The organism is Halomonas sp. ISL-56 (genome assembly GCF_018612805.1).
GTDB lineage: Bacteria > Pseudomonadota > Gammaproteobacteria > Pseudomonadales > Halomonadaceae > Vreelandella.
This window is the reverse complement of record NZ_JAGGRO010000007.1, coordinates 58,648-74,188: the sequence shown is the minus strand read 5'-3', so window position 1 is coordinate 74,188 and position 15,541 is coordinate 58,648. Positions and strand designations below refer to the sequence as shown.

Annotated in this window: 15 protein-coding genes; 7 read left to right on the top strand and 8 right to left on the bottom strand. The window is 54.4% G+C overall.

Features of this window, described 5'->3' with window-relative positions; all coding sequences use genetic code 11:
- Positions 1 to 286: 286 nt before the first annotated feature.
- From J7J49_RS05980 to J7J49_RS05970, 3 genes are all read right to left on the bottom strand, one after another.
- A complete protein-coding gene (locus J7J49_RS05980) occupies positions 287 to 1,306 on the bottom strand; it encodes a patatin-like phospholipase family protein (RefSeq protein WP_064234502.1) in 1,020 nt (339 codons plus the stop codon).
- A 111-nt stretch (positions 1,307 to 1,417) separates the two neighbouring features.
- Complete coding sequence (locus J7J49_RS05975; protein ID WP_215091018.1) at positions 1,418 to 2,542, bottom strand: CZB domain-containing protein; 1,125 nt, start codon at positions 2,540 to 2,542, stop codon at positions 1,418 to 1,420.
- Positions 2,543 to 2,712: 170 nt separating this feature from the next.
- Positions 2,713 to 3,435, bottom strand: a complete 723-nt coding sequence (locus tag J7J49_RS05970) for a murein L,D-transpeptidase catalytic domain family protein (RefSeq protein ID WP_215091016.1) — start codon at positions 3,433 to 3,435, stop codon at positions 2,713 to 2,715.
- A gap of 127 nt (positions 3,436 to 3,562) precedes the next feature.
- On the opposite strand from J7J49_RS05970, the gene J7J49_RS05965 reads away from it, so the two are divergent.
- Positions 3,563 to 5,197 (top strand): L,D-transpeptidase family protein, encoded by a 1,635-nt coding sequence (locus J7J49_RS05965; protein ID WP_215091014.1) that lies wholly within the window; start codon positions 3,563 to 3,565, stop codon positions 5,195 to 5,197.
- Between the two features lie 97 nt (positions 5,198 to 5,294).
- Here the strand turns inward: J7J49_RS05965 and J7J49_RS05960 are convergent, their stop codons facing one another.
- On the bottom strand, positions 5,295 to 7,019 hold the full coding sequence (locus J7J49_RS05960; RefSeq protein ID WP_215091011.1) for a peptidoglycan DD-metalloendopeptidase family protein: 1,725 nt from the start codon (positions 7,017 to 7,019) through the stop codon (positions 5,295 to 5,297).
- A gap of 451 nt (positions 7,020 to 7,470) precedes the next feature.
- Here J7J49_RS05960 and J7J49_RS05955 point away from each other — a divergent pair, with 451 nt between their 5' ends.
- Both J7J49_RS05955 and J7J49_RS05950 read left to right on the top strand, forming a co-directional pair.
- Entirely contained in the window at positions 7,471 to 8,394 is a 924-nt protein-coding gene (locus tag J7J49_RS05955) for a LysR family transcriptional regulator (RefSeq protein WP_064234507.1), read from the top strand.
- Positions 8,395 to 8,485: 91 nt separating this feature from the next.
- Positions 8,486 to 9,478: a glutathione S-transferase family protein gene (locus tag J7J49_RS05950; RefSeq protein ID WP_215091009.1), complete on the top strand. Its 993-nt coding sequence runs from the start codon at positions 8,486 to 8,488 to the stop codon at positions 9,476 to 9,478.
- Between the two features lie 87 nt (positions 9,479 to 9,565).
- On the opposite strand, the gene J7J49_RS05945 is transcribed toward J7J49_RS05950, so the two are convergent.
- Both J7J49_RS05945 and J7J49_RS05940 read right to left on the bottom strand, forming a co-directional pair.
- Entirely contained in the window at positions 9,566 to 10,048 is a 483-nt protein-coding gene (locus tag J7J49_RS05945) for a PRC-barrel domain-containing protein (RefSeq protein ID WP_064234509.1), read from the bottom strand.
- Between the two features lie 102 nt (positions 10,049 to 10,150).
- Positions 10,151 to 10,348: a CsbD family protein gene (locus tag J7J49_RS05940; RefSeq protein ID WP_027959898.1), complete on the bottom strand. Its 198-nt coding sequence runs from the start codon at positions 10,346 to 10,348 to the stop codon at positions 10,151 to 10,153.
- 304 nt (positions 10,349 to 10,652) lie between these two features.
- Here J7J49_RS05940 and J7J49_RS05935 point away from each other — a divergent pair, with 304 nt between their 5' ends.
- The 3 genes from J7J49_RS05935 (at position 10,653) to nfi (ending at position 13,460) form a co-directional block, all read left to right on the top strand.
- Positions 10,653 to 10,928 (top strand): hypothetical protein, encoded by a 276-nt coding sequence (locus J7J49_RS05935; protein WP_251048170.1) that lies wholly within the window; start codon positions 10,653 to 10,655, stop codon positions 10,926 to 10,928.
- 3 nt (positions 10,929 to 10,931) lie between these two features.
- Entirely contained in the window at positions 10,932 to 12,647 is a 1,716-nt protein-coding gene (locus tag J7J49_RS05930) for a DEAD/DEAH box helicase (protein ID WP_064234510.1), read from the top strand.
- 126 nt (positions 12,648 to 12,773) lie between these two features.
- The gene (gene nfi / locus J7J49_RS05925) at positions 12,774 to 13,460 is read left to right on the top strand and encodes a deoxyribonuclease V (protein ID WP_215091007.1); all 687 of its coding nucleotides are present in this window, start codon (positions 12,774 to 12,776) and stop codon (positions 13,458 to 13,460) included.
- 17 nt (positions 13,461 to 13,477) lie between these two features.
- Here nfi and J7J49_RS05920 read toward each other — a convergent pair whose 3' ends face one another.
- Positions 13,478 to 14,194: a glutamine amidotransferase gene (locus J7J49_RS05920; RefSeq protein WP_064234512.1), complete on the bottom strand. Its 717-nt coding sequence runs from the start codon at positions 14,192 to 14,194 to the stop codon at positions 13,478 to 13,480.
- A 136-nt stretch (positions 14,195 to 14,330) separates the two neighbouring features.
- Between J7J49_RS05920 and tpx the strand changes: the two genes are divergently transcribed.
- On the top strand, positions 14,331 to 14,831 hold the full coding sequence (gene tpx, locus J7J49_RS05915) for a thiol peroxidase (protein ID WP_215091005.1): 501 nt from the start codon (positions 14,331 to 14,333) through the stop codon (positions 14,829 to 14,831).
- Between the two features lie 8 nt (positions 14,832 to 14,839).
- Here the strand turns inward: tpx and J7J49_RS05910 are convergent, their stop codons facing one another.
- The gene (locus J7J49_RS05910) at positions 14,840 to 15,520 is read right to left on the bottom strand and encodes a gamma-glutamyl-gamma-aminobutyrate hydrolase family protein (protein ID WP_064234514.1); all 681 of its coding nucleotides are present in this window, start codon (positions 15,518 to 15,520) and stop codon (positions 14,840 to 14,842) included.
- Positions 15,521 to 15,541 lie beyond the last annotated feature (21 nt).

Here is a 15,541-nt window from a genome sequence, read left to right as displayed (position 1 = left end):
ACATGCCTTCACCGTTGAAGGTCAGGTTCGACGCACTCGTACCCAGTTGGGCCTGGTCCACGCCTACCACCACTGGTAGGAGTTATGCAGGTAGTTTGCCAGTTGAATGTTTGTTGCTAAAAATCAGCATGTTAATTTATTTTTGCTGCGCGTGTGAGCGATGAGTGATCAAGGCTATGCTGCATGATTGGGCATGCAGTGCCGCATTTTGCGGCATCTTGGTGCTAGAAGAGTTCTAAAAGAAGAGTTCTGAAAGAAGAGCTTTAAACGTAGTGGGCGTCGCCCGCTATTCATGCAAATAGACGGCGTCTATATCAAGCGTAGAGTAGCTGCCGATGGCATCGAAATGCTCGCTTAGCCAGCGCTCGGCGGCTGCTTGGCCCTGTTCACATAGATGGCATAGAAAAGCCCACTCGGAATTGGATTTGCTGGACACTGAGAGCCCTTCCAGCGCCTGCTCACCGCTGATGCGGTGGAACAACGCTTGTTGGTAGCTGTTTTTAATACCTTGCTCATCAAGGGCGTGCTTAAGTAGTGCGATCATGCGGATCTCTTTAATCAGCGCTGAATTAAAGGTGATTTCGTTAAGACGGTTCATAATCGCCGACGCTGAGGTGGGGACTTCATTGCGGCTAATAGGGTTGATTTGTATCAGCAGAATATCTCGCGCGCTGCACTCTTCCATGAGGGGGAACAGCGCTGGATTTCCCATATAGCCGCCATCCCAATACGCTTCGCCGTCGATCTCCACCGCTTGGAACATAAAGGGTAAGCAGGCGGAGGCCATCACGGCGTCAACGCTCATCTCTTCGCGGCGGAATACGCGCTGTTTGCCCGTGCGTACATTAGTGGCCGCTACAAACAGCTTGAGCTGCTGGCATTTTCTCACCCGCTCGAAATCGATATGACTGGCGACGATATCGCGCAGCGGATTGATGTTGAGTGGGTTGAGTTGGTAGGGGGAGACCACACGGCTTAACAGATCCATGGCAATAAAGCCGGGCGAGTGATCGAGGCTCCAGTTGCCGGTTAATATATCCATGGGGGAGCGGCGGATGGGGCTGGCCATGCCCGCACGACTCACCGCTTGCCAAAAATCGTGGAGTGCTTGCCGAGCGGTTGCTTTATCACCTCGTGTCAGCGCATCGGCCATCACCACGCCGTTCATAGCTCCGGCGCTGGTACCGCTGATACCCTCAATTTCAATACGATCATCGGCCAGTAGGCGATCAATGACCCCCCAGGTATAGGCTCCATGAGCGCCGCCGCCTTGTAACGCGAGGTCTAGCTTTTTGACCTGTGCCATATGCTTTTTCCTATTGTCACTGGTGGGGAGAGTGATTGCAGTAGAAACAGCATGGCATAGGCAGCGAGAGAAGACGAAAGGCTATTTAGCGGGCAGCTCTACGATGGGCGCTTAAGGCGCCCCTGCTAACGGAGAGCGATGGCTGGTTGAGTAGGGCGCCTCAAACATGGCGTGTTCCATGAGGTTGTCCAACTGCAGAGCGAGCTGCTGGCTGGCTTCTTCCATGACGCCTAAAGCGGCCAGTTGGCCATTGCGGTCACCCAGGCGGGCAAACTTGAGTGCTTCAGCGCCGCTGTCGTGCATACGACGATGGGGCGCCGTCAGCGCTCGATAAGCATCGGTGCGTGCATAGCGTTGGTAACCTTCACCCTGCTGATGCCAGCGGCCTAAACGGCACTGGTGATGATCTTCTAGCGGGGTATCTGTATTGGCAGACAGTAACTGCTTATAAAGCCGGCATTTCCATACTGCATGATCAAGCTTGGCGGAGTGTAAAAATGCAGCGGTAGCGCTGTGATGGATTACTTTGTGCATATGCTGGGTTTGATCAGCGAGCTGATGCAATGCCAGTTTGGCTGTTTGCGCCGAGTGGGCAATCTCATCATCGACCAAACGCTTTTTTACCACGGCTTGTGAGTGCTCTCTTACCTGGCTATTCACTTGCTCCATCAGCAGGCTGAGTTGGTGGCTCAATTGATGCATCGTAAGTGCTAAGCGGTGAACGTCATCAGCAATGGCTGCCAGCCCCGGCGATGGCTGGGTGGCGGCGTCAGCGCTGCCCAGCAGGCCCTGGCTATGAGCTGTTTCGAGCGCTGTACTAACCGCTAACGCTTGGGCGTGGCCCGCACTGCGCGCAAGCGCGACCTGCAACTGGCTTAGGGCGTGTAAGGTTTTGGCCAGTACTAACGGGGGTAACGCTTCGGCATGCTCGGTGTCGCGGCAACGCTGATCAAGGCTATTGACCGCTTGTTCAGCGGCAGCAATTAAATTATTCGTCTCCGTCAGAGTGGCACGCTCGCCGGCAAGCTGGTCAGCGTACTCCTGAATACCGCTATTCAGAGAAGCCAGCATATCGGCCCCTCTCGCTTGCAGCATGCCGATAGAGTGTGCCGGTTTCACCAGGCTTAACAAGCGGCAGCTGGGAGAAGGGGTGGCAGCGACAAGCTGAGCGCGTAAGTCGGCGACTTCCTGTTCCAGGCGACGAATTTTTTGATACGGGTGCATAAAGGTGAACATGGCAGAGACACCTACGGCAGATAGCAACGCTTTGTGTTAATTTGTCACGAAGTATTGCAGAGGGTTCCCCGGTGCGCCTGATTTAGCTGCCGTAAATGATGAAAATGAGCTACTGAATGACTGTAAGGCTGAGGCTGTTAACGCTCACGCTTATTATAAAGCCCGTACAATTAGCGCTGGGCAAGCTGTGCCGCGACGCCCGTGCAGCCTAGAAACGCCGAAGTGGCAAGCCACTCTGCATCGGGATAATAAGCGAACACATACTGATCCTCTTTTAGACTATCAATCAGCGGGTAAGTCACATCTTCACGTACCGCCGGGCAGCCATGGCTGCGCCCGAGTCTTCCCGTTTGGGCGATAAACTCGTTGCTCACATAGTCAGCGCCGTGAATAACAATAGCGCGCTCGAACGCCAAGTCATTGACGTTGGGTTCCAGCCCTTCCAGGCGTAGCGAATAGCCGTTACGACCATAATAGCTGTTCATGGTACGAAACAGGCCAATACTGGATTGGTGACTGTCGGGTGTATTGGAAAACGTCTCGGCCTGGGCGTCACCGGAGCCTTGACCGTGGGAGACCAGCTCTTCGAAGAGTAGCTTATGCTGGCGCAAATCAAACACCCATAGGCGCGGCTCGGTAGACGGCAGTGAGTAATCGATCACCGCTAAACGCTCGGCATTAGGTTCGGCACAATTAAGGGCTTGAGCGGCTAAGCGTAGTGCGTCGGGTGATGCCTGGGGGGCGAGCTGCTGCAACTGGTGGTTTAAAGGCAAGACGCCGGAAGGTGGCGTTGAAGCAACCTGGGCAAAAAAGCTGGCGGCGTACAGGGGTAATGTAAATAATGTTAAAGGCAGTGAAAACAGTAATGTGACAAGATGAAAGCGAAGCATCATAAAAATCGATCCTGCTAGTAATATCAGTCATGATGAGTAGCCGACTAAGATAAAAGCTAATATAAAAGCGCTGGTCGGCGGTATGGAATATTTATGTCGGGAACTATAGTAACGCAAGGAGAGGGCGATGAACGAGATACAGCCACTAAGACGATGGGCGATAGGGGTCGCTCTAGTTTTAACGCTTACCCACAGCCCTATAGGCATTAGCAAATCATATGCAGATTCAGCGTCGTTGCAACAGGCGTTAGCCCAGCAGTTAAGCACGGTGGGCGCGCACCGGCTACCCATTGCTGAGTTTTATCAACTGCGCGATGGCCAGCCCGCCTGGCAGACGGCGGTGGCGGTTGAATCATTGGTCGCAGCGTTAAATAGCTTGGAAACCGACGGTCTAGCACCCGAAGATTACCGCGCTGACACGCTGCTCAATGAGTTTGAGCGCAGTCAAGCAGGCGGTGAAGCCACCCAGGCCTCCTTCGATATTAAAGCGACAGCGTCGCTGCTGCTGGCGCTGGATCATTTAGAGCGCGGCAAGGTGAACCCGCGTGATGTCGAGTCCCAGTGGGATGTGCCGCGCCCTGAACGTGGCTACTCGCTGCTGCGGGTTGTGCATGCTGTCGATGACCGTGCGCTTGAAAACGCCATGGCGTTGGCCCGGCCCTCATCCGCTGAATATCAGCACTTGCGCGATGCTTTGAAGCAGCATTATCAGTTGGCTAACCTGGGCAGCGTACCCTATCTAGCGGCGCGGGATGAGTCGCTGCGGCCAGGCGACGAAGCCGACGATGTGAATGTGTTGCGCCAACGTTTAGCGCTGTGGGGAGAGGCTGGTTTACAGGTGGCCGACAGCAGTGCTTATCCAATGATTGGCGTGCAGGCGGCATCTAATCGCCGCACCTATGATGCGCCGCTAGAAGCCGCTGTAAGACGTTTTCAACGCCGCCATCTGCTGCAGGAAGATGGCGTGGTGGGCGAACAAACCCGCCTGGCGTTGAATACCCCGGTGGCGGCGCGAATCGACCAACTGCGGGTCAATTTAGAGCGCGCGCGGTGGATTCGTCCGATGCAGTCTGCCGAGCCACGAGTATGGGTCGATATTGCGGGCTATCGGATGCACTACGTGCGCCCTAACGGCCAGCATTGGGATGCCCGAGTGGTGGTGGGGTCATCGCGCCGTGAAACGCCCATTATCCATTCCACGATCAGCCATTTAACCATCAACCCTTCCTGGACGATCCCGCCAACCATTATGCGCGAGGATGTGTTACCCCAGGTGCGTGCCGATATCGATTATTTGACGCGTAAAAACATTCAGGTGATTAGTCTGTCGGGTGAGCAATTGGTTGCTGAGGAGGTTGATTGGCAGCGCCCCGGTGGCGTTATGTTGCGCCAAGTGGCTGGCGCGGGTAACCCGCTAGGCCGTGTCGTGGTGCGGTTTCCCAACGATGACATGATCTATTTGCACGATACCCCCGCGCGGGGTTTATTCCAGCGTGAACAGCGCGCGCTCAGCTCGGGCTGTATTCGGGTTGAAGGCGTGGCTGAACTAGCACAAATGCTGTTGCAAGACACCGGCAGTCGTTACCAAATGAGTACGCTGTTAAATGGGGGAAGTGATCGTAATGTGAGCTTAACCCAGCGTATTCCTATTGCGCTGCACTATTTAACCGCATGGCCGAATGCCCAGGGTGAGGTGGAGTTTAGACCTGATATCTACCGCCGTGATGCAGCGCTACTAGCTGCATTGCAGCGCCCAGTGTAAGGTCGAGTATTTAAAGAATAATGCACACCAACGAAAAACACCGCCTAGTTGAAGGCGGTGTTTTTCGTATAAGCATTCGTTACTGGATAGCGAAGCGCTAGTCGTCGCTTTCCTGCTGATAGTTAGCCACGCTAACTGGCCCCGTTTCGCCGCTTTCCAGTGTGGCGAGTATCGGCGCGGCTTGGTTCTGAAACGCAATAAGCGTGTCGCCGCTCAAACTGGTGTTTTCGGGTAGCGGAACGGTCATCGCATTCACCGGTGAGTTGTTAACGATGACTTCATAGTGCAGATGAGGGCCGGTGCTGCGGCCTGTGTTGCCTGACAGTGCAATACGCTCGCCCATCGTTACACGTTCGCCTTGCGTTACCAGCGGCCGGGAGAGGTGCAGGTAGCGCGTCCGGTAGCCATTGTCGTGGCGGATGACGACATAACGACCAGCAGCGTGATGGTTGCTCACGCGCTCAACGACGCCATTGGCGGGAGCCGTTACCGGTGTGCCAATAGGCATGGCAAAATCGGTGCCATTATGGGGGCTGATGCGACCAGTGACCGGGTGCTTACGACGTGGATTGAAGCTGGAGCTTAACCGATAGTTGCCTTCAAACGGGTGGCGGGCAAAGGCCGGATCCAGACTTCCTCCCTCAGGCGTATAGAAATTGTCGTCGTTGGCATTGCGCACAACGGTTAAATCCATGCGCTCGCCGTCGTATTGCACCGCGAGAACGCGAGAATCAAGCGTTTCCCCGTCGATCATGTCTGATTCGACTAGCACCTGGAAGCGATCGCCGCGGCGGCTGTCACGCCTGAAATCGAGTTTCTTCTCAAGCAGCTTCGTCAATTCCGTTACCGAGCCGCTGTTCAAACCAGTCGCCTGAGCGGAGCGCGCAAAACTACCGCTGACGCTACCTGCATAGAGGCGCTGAACCGGTTCGCCCTGACGTTCTATGGTGGTGATGGCGAAGTGATCTGCATCCTTCTCCAATAATATGCCATCGCGGGTGTTTTTCATCATTCGCAGCGATAACAAGCGGCCATCTTCATCCAACTGATAATCAAAACTGTGACCGGCGCGCCAATTAGTTAGCATGCGCTGATCGGGTAGATCTTCAAGCAGTGCCATCACTTCGCTGTAGCCCAGGCCTAATTCATTCTGCGCCAGCACGGCGAAAGTTTCGCCAGATTCGACAATGTGTGTTTGCCACTCAGGCACAAACGGCTCTTCAGCTGCCAGCTCTAAATCCAGAAACGAGATATCATCGAATAGCTCAATGCCGTAGTCCTCATAAGAGGTGGCGTCGGCTATTTCAACGGAGGAGGAGTCATCTACATCAAGCATGCCACTTGCTAGTGTGCCCAGCACAATGGCCATGTGCAGCGCGCCATCATCAATGCTGCTGTTGCCTAGCGCTAAAGTATTAAGCGTTGGCGCGTCACCAAGAGATGCAGCTTTCAATACCGTGACATCTCCACCTGGGGCGGGTTGGCTTGCCATACCAGCTTCCGCATTGGCAATGACGTCAAGGTCAACGATTTCGGTAGCTGTAAGCTCACTAAGGGGAATATTTTCACGAGTGGCGTCGAGGGCACGGGAGGCGCGGTCGATCGCTTCTGCCACCGGAGTGCGTTCTTGACGCAGGGAGGGAACGCCCGGAGTAGAATCACTTGGAAGCGGTACCAGCACGCTTTCAAGCGGTGTGTGCAGTTGATTTAAGTCTTGGTATGTCGTCAGTAATTTTTGTGTGCCCAGCACTGTGACCATTGTGGCCACGGGTAACAGTAATAATTTATGCGTGCGAGGCAGCGAATGGAGGATTCGCAACATGGGTAAATGGACCGCCGAGTTCGTGATTAAAAGTAACTATAAAGTGAATAAACCCAGGAACCATACCCCATGAAGGCAGGGGTGCATAGACTGTATGCCTATACATAAAATGTAATTAAACATAAAAATAGCAATAATAGACAAAGATTACTATTTATAAACACTGTTTGCTAACAAATGTAACCAGTAAAGCTTGCTAACTAAATATCCTGAGTTAACTATAGGCGAAAAATACGTTTTTTAAAAATTTAACTATGCCCAATGGTAAGTATTTGGCCGCTCGCTAGGCGTGGAGCGCTTTTTTGCCTGCCACTAGCGGCTATTATCAAGCATTTTACAAGCATGGGCGGAAGTGTCGGCTGTTTCCTGGCATTCTAGCCATGCTTTTCGAACACATGCTTTTTCGAACATTAAGCGCATTGTTTCGCTGTATTGCGTTGAGGAAATCGAAATGTCCCGGGTAACACTTTCACAATGGCAAATGTTGGCCGCCGTGGTTGACCACGGTGGCTTTGCGCGTGCGGCAGAAGCTGTACATAAAAGCCCTTCCACGCTGAATCATGCCGTGCATAAATTAGAAGAGCAGTTAGGTGTCCAAGTGCTGGAGCCTATTGGCCGACAAGTGCGGTTAACTGAAGCGGGCGAGCTGCTGCTTCGGCGTGCGCGTCAATTAATCGAGAGTGCGGCGTCGCTTGAGGATGTCGCCACCCGGTTAGCCGCTGGTTTAGAAGCGGAAGTGGTGGTCGCAATCGATCAGGTGTTTCCTGTTGCCGCTCAAGCCAAAGCGTTGGAGCGCTTTTCGGAAACGTACCCACAGGTGCGTGTTCAGTTACACGAGAGTGTGCTCAATGGCGGTATTGAGATGCTCTATGATGGCCGCGCAGATCTTGTGGTCTCTGGCATTGAGGCGCAGGGCTTTTTAGGTGAGCCGCTGGTAACGGTGCGTTTTGTTGCGGTGGCGCATCCCCAGCATGCGCTGCACCAATTGGGGCGCTCATTGGATCTGCGCGACTTGGCCCAACATCGGCAGTTAGTGGTGCGTGATTCAGCACTGCGCCAATCAACCAACGCGGGTTGGCTGAAAGCGGAGCAGCGCTGGACCGTCAGCCACCTAAACACCTCGCTTGATATGCTAAGGCGTGGCCTGGGGTTTGCGTGGATGCCGGAAACACGTATTTCTGAAGAGTTAAAAAGTGGTCAATTAAAACCGCTACCTCTGCCAGCGGGCGGTATTCGCGAAGTGCCGATTCAGATAATTTTCCGCGACCGGGATCGGGCAGGGCCTGCGGCCCATGCGATGGCCGCTGCGCTGAAACAAGCCGTGGTAAGCGAGTGCGCGCTGCATGATTCGACTGACTCGAATGAAAGGCCGTAAAACATCCGCTTGAGCCTCCTTGAAGCGGGCGTATGCTGAAAAAAGTAATGCAATAGCTATAAGACCCAAAAAACTTTTCAGGAGACGCTTCATGGGACTACTTGTAAACGGCGAATGGCAAGACCAGTGGTATGACACCAAAAAGCACGGCGGCGAGTTTGTACGCGAATCTGCCCAGTTGCGCGATTGGGTGGGTGACCAGGCTGAGACCGACGGCGATTGTCACCCCGCTGAAAAAGAGCGCTATCACTTATATGTATCGCTCGCCTGCCCCTGGGCGCATCGCGCCTTGATTATGCGCAAGTTGAAAGGGCTGGAGCCGCTGATCGGTACATCTCATGTCAGCCCGTTGATGCTCGACCAAGGCTGGACGTATCGCCAGGACGAGGGCGCCAGTGGTGACCCCATTAACAACGTCGACTTTCACCACCAGCTCTACACCATGACCGACCCGCACTATACCGGCCGTGTTACTGTGCCCGTGCTATGGGATAAACAGCGTAGTGCCATTGTTAATAATGAGTCTGCGGATCTGCTGCGTATGTTTAATCGTGCGTTTGATGAGTTGACTGGTAACGACCTGGATTTTTACCCTCAAGACCTGCGTAGCGTCATTGATGACGTTAACGCTGATGTCTACGACCACATCAATAATGGTGTCTATAAATCGGGCTTTGCCACCGAACAGGCGGTTTATGAAAAGCATGTGAAGGCATTGTTTGACGCCCTAGGGCGTATGGAAGCACGCTTGGCTGAACAGCGTTATTTGGCAGGCGAGTGGCTAACCGAGGCGGACATTCGTCTGTTCACAACGCTGATCCGGTTTGATGCAGTTTACTATGGTCACTTCAAATGCAATTTTAAGCGTATTGAGGACTACCCCAATCTTTCCAATTACGTGAGAGAAATCTACCAGTGGCCCGGGGTGGCTGAGACCGTCAATATGGATCACATCAAACGCCACTACTATTATAGCCACGACACGATTAACCCGACGCGTATCGTGCCTGCTGGCCCACTACTCGATTTTCAGCGATCCCATGACCGGGAACGTTTGCCGGGCAAAGGGGTGCGGCGGAAATAGTAAGCCCGACACAAGGCGGTTTTCATCAAAAAGGGCCACCCCATTGGGCGGCCCTTTTAACTATTGATGCTGACTGACTTAACAACCTTATTGGTCTGCGTTTACCGCATCGCGAGTGCGCTGCCAAGCGCTCTCAGCGCCTTCTTGGGTCGTTTGCCAGGCATCACGGGCGTTGGCTTTAGTCTGTTCCCACCAGTCATTATCATAAGCAGGGAAGGCTTCCACCTCTTCCTGGCTGGCGTCGACCATGATGCGATGTTCGGTATCACCGTCGGCTTCCGTTTCGGTTTCTAGGGTGAAGTAATCGGTATCAACAACGATTTCACGACCGCCTAGGCCAAGTACTGAACCGCTTTCGATCACAATGGCACTGATACGCATCTCTTCATCAAACAAGATATCATCAACGTTGCCAATTTCTTCGCCGGAACCGCCGGCAAAATAGACCTCTGCATCAAGAATATCATCAGCAGAATACATGCCCTGAGGTTCGTTTTGGGCATGAGCACCCATCGCAAAGCTTCCCAGTAGGGCGGTACTGATCACTGTAGTCAGGATTGTCTTACGCATAGCATCTCTCCATGTGGCTACGATAGAAGGTAGGTCGCCGACCGAATGTGGATAAAAATATCGACCTACTTAAAACAGAATGTAAAAGGTGCAGTAAAAGAGTTACTGCTTATCAGCCCAGTCGTCTGCTTGGCGCTCTGCTTCTTCGCGCTCAAGACCGTATTTCTGCTGAAGTTTGCCCACCAACTGATCTTTCTTACCGCCGATCTGATCCAATTCATCGTCAGTAAGCTCGCCCCAGCTAGAACGGGCCTTACCCTTCATCTCTTTCCATTTGCCTTCAATTTGATCCCAGTTCATTGCATCGCTCCTTGAGAATAGTGAACTTGTTTAGGCAATTCTTAGGTTAGACTATATGTGCACAAGTGCAAGTGCTTGATTCATTGTGGTGCAAGATTGAGGGGTAAGAGAAAGTGCGTGAAAAAACTGGTCATGAGTAAAATGCGGTGTTAGGATGCGCCCTCCTCGCATGTGTTGACCCCTCCATCATGACGGTGAGTGTTTGTCTACATAGCCATTAATAACGCAGTTGTTAATGGGCGTGCTATTAATGAGTCAAAATTAATAGCTAATCGTAGCAACGCTTACGGGAACATCTCGCCATTTGCTAGATGTTCATTGCTGTGAAGATGGCGCGCCTCCAGTATTTCACCACACGGGTGAAATCGGCGCAGTAGGTCGCCACAACGGTTGGCCCGTTAACGCGGTGCTTGCCAACCGGATGCTAGGTGCGACCGGCGTCTCCGACTCCATTGATGGCTTTGACCGCTACGGCGGTGCCTGTTTCGATAGCGACCACAAGTTATGTCGTTATGTGATGACAGAGTCAGAGACGCTTATGATGTTTTTTGCCGGTATTTACCGGCCTACCAAGGTGTGATTAATGACCTCGACTTCTGTCGCCTCGCCGAGCTTCGGCGATCTGGCTCTTTTGCCTGCCGTTCTGTCTGCTGTTGAATCACAGGGCTACCTAGTTCCCTCGCCGATTCAAGCGCAAACCATCCCCGCGCTGCTTGAAGGCCGCGATATGCTGGGCCAAGCCCAGACGGGTACCGGCAAAACTGCAGCGTTTGCATTACCGTTACTGTCACGTTTAGAACTGACTCGCCGCGAGCCGCAAGTGTTGGTGATGGCGCCAACCCGCGAATTGGCTCAGCAAGTAGCTGCCTCATTTAGTAAGTATGGCCAAAACCTCAAAGGTCTCGAAGTTGCGACCCTATGTGGCGGCCAAGAGTACCGTGAACAGCTGGGCGCCCTTAAGCGTGGCGCGCAAGTCGTTGTGGGTACTCCCGGCCGTATTATCGACCACCTGGATCGCGGTAGCCTGAAGCTTGATGGCCTGTCCGCCCTGGTGCTGGACGAAGCTGATGAAATGCTGCGCATGGGCTTTATCGACGACGTAAAACGCGTGGTTGCCGATACCCCGAAAGATGCTCAGCGTGTGTTCTTCTCGGCGACACTGCCGACTGAAATTGAGCGCATCGTTAACCGTTATTTGGTTAACCCAGTGAAAGTCGCGATTGAGTCCGGCACTACGACCGGCGAAAACATCGAACAGCGCATTGTGCGCGTTGATGGCGGCGCTAAGCTTGAAGCTCTTTCGCGTATTCTCGAAGTCGAACCGGTCGATGGGGCCATCGTCTTTGTGCGTACTCGTGCAGCGTGTACCACGCTGGTTGAGCAGTTAACTGCTCGTGGCGTTAACGCCGCTGGCCTGTCGGGTGATCTCGATCAGAGCCTGCGTGAGCGTACTATTACGCGCTTGAAGCGTGGCAAAGTCGACGTGCTGATCGCAACCGATGTGGCAGCGCGTGGTCTTGACGTTTCGCGCATCACCCACGTGATCAACTATGACCTGCCGCAAGATGCGGAAGCCTACACGCACCGTATCGGTCGTACCGGTCGTGCGGGGCGTAGCGGTATCGCGATTACTTTTGCCGGCTTCCGTGAAGCTCGCAAAGTGGGCTGGATGGAGCAAGCAACCGGTCAGAAAATGACTGAAATGCCATTGCCTGATGAAGCTGCCATTCGCGCCCACCGCGATGACGTCTTCCATAACCGGGTTATCGCTTCCTTAACCAAAGGCGCAGAAGAGCAGCGTGCCTTGATTGAGCGGCTGATCGAAGAAGGTCACGACCCGATTGAGCTGACCTGTGCGTTTGCCGCTATGGCACGTGCTGACGAAGCGCCGATTGGTCGCCTACAGGCGCCGCGCAAAGAGAAGCCCTCGCGTGATGGCGCGCCAGCCGGTAAGCCGGGTGCACGTCGTGAACGCACTAGCGGCCCGACCGAAGGTATGACGCGCTACCGCGTCTCCGTGGGTCATAAAGATGGCGTTAAGCCGGGTCAGCTAGTCGGTGCTCTCGCTAACGAAGGCGGCATTGAAGGCGCGCGTATCGGCCGTATCGATATTCGCAACGCTTTCTCTGTGGTCGAACTGCCGAGCGGCTTGCCGTCGACGATTCTGACCAAGATGGCCCGTGCCCGTGTGGCCGGTCGTCCGCTGGAAATCAGCGAAGACAGCGCTCCGGCAGAGCGTGCTCCGCGCCGTCGTCGTGACGAAGGCGATGCGCCGGTTCGTCGTCGCGAACGCGCATAAAGATTAATCAGCTGCCGCCAAGCGGCAACTGAGAATATCTCAACGCCCCCGCACCTTTACTGGTGCGGGGGCGTTTTTTTGCTACTTTATTCACCATTCACCATTCACCGTTTCAAGGAGGAAGCCATGTTCACACCACTACACGAATGGAATCTGGCACCGAGGGAGGCGAGGGCACTGCAGTCGCAATTGGCCAAACGCTTGGAAATGACAGACCGCTTAGCACCGGTAACGCATATCGCCGGGGTAGATATTGGTTTTGAAGAGGGGGGCGAAATCACCCGGGCGGCGGCGGTGGTATTAAAATGGAACCCCGCCACAGCACCCGAGTTAAGCGTGGTTGAGCAAGTCGTTCACCGTGAGCCAACGCGTATGCCGTATATTCCCGGCCTGCTGTCGTTTCGCGAAATTCCCGCTGCGCTGGGTGCGTTTGAGAAACTCAGCGTGATACCTGAGCTGGTCATGGTCGATGGTCAGGGGATTGCGCACCCACGCCGGTTAGGGGTGGCGGCTCACTTAGGGCTTTGGCTGGATTTGCCCACTATTGGAATTGCCAAGTCGCGCCTGTGTGGCCAACACACTGAAGTGGGCGATCAGCGTGGTGACTGGGTGCCGCTTTGCGCGGGGCAAGAGACCATTGGAGCGGTTTTACGCTCCCGAACCAGGGTTAAACCCGTCTACATATCGCCTGGGCATCGCATCACCCTGGAGACATCGCTTGAGTGGGTGATGCGCTGCTTAGGGCGCACCAAGCTGCCTGAGCCAACGCGGCTGGCGGATCGATTGGCTTCGCGACGTGACCTGCGTAAGTAGTCGGCTTGTGCTAAGCGCTACACAAACGCCAAAAAACGTCGCAGTAGGCTGGAAGCTTCGTGGCAGTCCACAATGTTTGCCAGCAGCGTATCGGGTTCTTCGCCCTGGTCGCGCAGCGCGGCGCGCTGGCGACCAAGGTAGGCGCGCATTACTGGTGCAGTAAACTCAGGGTGAAACTGCACGCTCCACTGGCGTGGGCCGTAGCGCAGCGCCTGGTGGGCGTCGTGGCTGTTATGGGCCAGCACCGTGGAGCCGTGAGGCGCCTGCATCACCGATTGGGCATGGGTCAGATGGGCAGCAAAGCTTTCCGGCAATTGGCCAAACAGCGGGTCTTGCTGTCCCGCTTGGGTTAGCCGCACGGTACGTGTGCCGGATTCCCTACCCGCCGGGTGGTAGTCGCTCACGCCACCAAAAGCGGCGGCCATTAACTGGTGGCCGTAGCAAACGCCTAGCATTGGCGTGTCGTTTGCTAACGCCTCTTGCAGCCACGGCTTGAGTGCTTCGCTCCAGGGCTCGGCCTCACTGACCATACTGTGCGAGCCGGTAATCACAATGCCCGCGAGGGTCTTAAGCTCAGGCGCGCTGGGTTGGCGGGTTGCATCCCACACCTGTAAATCTAAATGTGCGGGCATAGCCGTGCTAAGCTGCTTTGCAAATAGCGTTTCAAAATCACCGTGCTGGTCGACAACTTCCGGAAAAGCGTCGCCGGTTTTAACGATCAATACACAGGCCATATCACTCCCTCGGTAGGATGAAACGCAAACGTTGAACAAAGGCCTTTCAGGCAGAACGCAGAGACATGAAGATAGCCTAACATGGCTTACCAAATGGCCAACACGTATTCATTGTTAACCTCATAAGGAGAAGATAATGCAACAGATTACCCGCGCAGGCGAGCCGTTAGATGTCGCTGGCACACTGCCTGCAAAAGGGCAGGCGGCGCCTGCGATGACGCTGACCAACACTGATTTGCAAGACGTTACTCTGGAGACTTATGCCGGTAAGCGTAAAGTGCTGAATATCATTCCCAGTGTGGATACGCCCACCTGTGCCATGTCTACGCGCCACTTTAACGAGCTGGCGTCTAACCTTGCGGACACAGTGGTATTGGTTGTTTCAGCAGACTTACCCTTTGCGGCCAAACGCTTTTGTGGTGCAGAAGGGTTGGATAATGTCGAAACACTATCGACTTTCCGCCACCCCGAGTTTCGCGAAGCCTGGGGCGTAGCACTGTGCAACAACCCCATGGAGGGGCTATGCGCCCGCGCAGTAGTGGTACTGGATGCCGACAACTGCGTGCTGCATAGCGAGCTGGTGAGCGAGTTGAAAAATGAGCCCGATTACGAGGCGGCCTTAGCGGTGTTGAACTAGTCGCCTGGTTAGGCCTTCCGTTTAGCATGCTGTTCTGACGCCCTCACCAGCGCGCGAATTAAGCGCTGTTGGGGGCGGTTGAAAATCAACCACTCTGGGTGCCACTGCACGCCAATCAAAAAGTCGTGTTCGCGCGACTCAATGCCCTGCACCAAACCATCCCTGTCACGTGCAACGATTTCAATCCCTCTACCTGCCTGATAAACGGCTTGGTGATGCAGGCTGTTAACCCGGCACCAGGTGACGCCTAGCAAACGGTGCAATTTGCTCGCCCCTACGATATCCACAGTTTTGCGCGGCAATACCGTTCGACGCCGTTTCAGCCCTTCATGGGTCGTATAGATATCAGGATCCAGGGTGCCGCCAAGGTGCACATTGATTAATTGCGCCCCCCGGCAAATACCCAGTACAGGGGTGTTTAGTGGAATAAAGCGCTCAAGTAGGGTGAGCTCAAGTTCATCCCGGGCGGGGTCAAGGCGTACATCCAGTTGGACTTCGCCCCCATAAAGGTGGGCCTGAATGTCGTCGCCGCCGCCAACGATTAAGCCATCAAGGCTTTCTGGCTGCGGGCGCGAAGGCGATAACCTAAGCGGTTTACCGCCGTGCCGCCAGACGGCAAACCAATCGAAACACCACGCTAAATGGCTTTTTTGGTCAGAGGTAGTAATTCCGATAAGCGGCCGAGTCATACGGGTCGTTACTCACTGTGA